At 46.5% G+C, this 1,411-nt stretch carries 2 protein-coding genes; both read right to left on the bottom strand.

The window, feature by feature from the left end; all coding sequences use genetic code 11:
- Window positions 1-105: 105 nt before the first annotated feature.
- The gene (locus WMO66_RS01735; protein ID WP_349134689.1) at window positions 106-741 is read right to left on the bottom strand and encodes a hypothetical protein; all 636 of its coding nucleotides are present in this window, start codon (window positions 739-741) and stop codon (window positions 106-108) included.
- A 19-nt stretch (window positions 742-760) separates the two neighbouring features.
- Window positions 761-1,273 carry a hypothetical protein gene (locus tag WMO66_RS01730; RefSeq protein ID WP_349134688.1) on the bottom strand — a complete coding sequence of 171 codons (513 nt, stop codon included), beginning with the start codon at window positions 1,271-1,273 and terminating at the stop codon, window positions 761-763.
- Between the last annotated feature and the right edge of the window lie 138 nt (window positions 1,274-1,411).

The raw sequence follows: 1,411 nt of genomic DNA, 5'->3' as shown, positions 1-1,411 counted from the left end.
TATCACCTGCCTGTTCGTTTTGGTGTACCTGCTAAAGATGAAACATTCATCTTTAGCAGGTATTCCTAATTCATCCTATGTACGGTATGACATTCCCGCAATGGCTTACACAAACCACGCCGGAGCAAGCTCGACCGGCGGGAACCACGTCCGTTCCTTTAAGGCTTTCGTCTTCCCGAGCGGGGAATAGTACAGTTCAGTATAGCTATTCAGGTCAGAGCTGCGAATTTTAATGCGGTAAACATCGACGCCCAAATTCCGGAAGCTGAAATCAACTTGAGGAGGTTCCGAATAATCTGCATACAATTTGTTTTCACGCTCTTGCAACACGTTCCGGAGCTGTGCTGCAAGCTCTGCTGCCGTTTGTATATTTTCTGCGCAGGCTTGCTGTGCCGGTTGGACAAACATTCCACCAACCCGGACAGCTGTCGGCCTCCTTCTGGATTTTGCAGAACTCAGGTATACAATTGGCATCGCGGAAAGAGTATGGACTGTCTCATAAAACTGTGTGGGCAGCGTGCTGAGAAACTGGGTTGCTTTTTTCCGGCGTCGAAGTGCAGAAAGTACTTGAATGAATGCATTCAGCGTAACGAATAGCAGCAAATCATATACAAGCCTAGGTAAATGCGATAATTGCACTTGTATTTCTGGAGAGACGATTTTCAAAACCCAAAATACAAGATAAGCCCAACCAAGAAGTTGCTGTGCGAAAAATGGTACCCTTCTCAGAAAGATTTTCATTGTCTAGACACCTCACTTATCAACCAATTCGAGCATAGGGATATATTCCGTAATCTCCCCCGCGAGAGTTTGAATCCCACGGGAGATATGCAACACATTGCGTTCCATAAATTGTGAAATTAACAATGACCATTCCGGTTCCGCTATTCATAATTTCTATCATTTGACGGGCACGGATTGATTCGGCTGAGTGTTGATAAGTTTGCATCCAAATAATTGCTGCTGTAAGTGTAGCCCCTTGTGCCGGAGTAAGCAATTTGTCGGTATAGTTTAGTAAATACGACCCCGCAATACCTCCCAATATTTTTTCTGGTGAACTTGTGCCAATGAAACTGGAGTACGCTAAATTCTCAACATATTCACGTGTTTGTGCAGGAGAAAGGTATGTTACTTTTCTCGTAAGATTGGCGCGGGAATCATAAGGGGACTCATAAAGCAACAGAGCCTCTGTTCCACTTGGAGCGTACTGATAAATGCCATTGGGATCCAACTCGCGCGGCCTTCCACCGGCACAATCCTCCATTACGGTCAAGAAAGACTTTCCAGCCGCATTACCGCTCGGATCATACAAATCTACAGGACTATTATTGCAATAGGCCCTGCGGGCCTATGACCTCTCGGAGCGCGAGGGCGGCATCGGCATGGCCTGCGGCGGCAATGTCATCGTGTC

It is taken from the genome of Faecousia intestinalis (assembly GCF_040096185.1).
Classification (GTDB): Bacteria; Bacillota; Clostridia; order Oscillospirales; family Oscillospiraceae; genus JAZOXB01.
The sequence above is the reverse complement of the archived record's forward strand: the minus strand, read 5'-3'. Positions and strand labels throughout refer to the sequence as shown.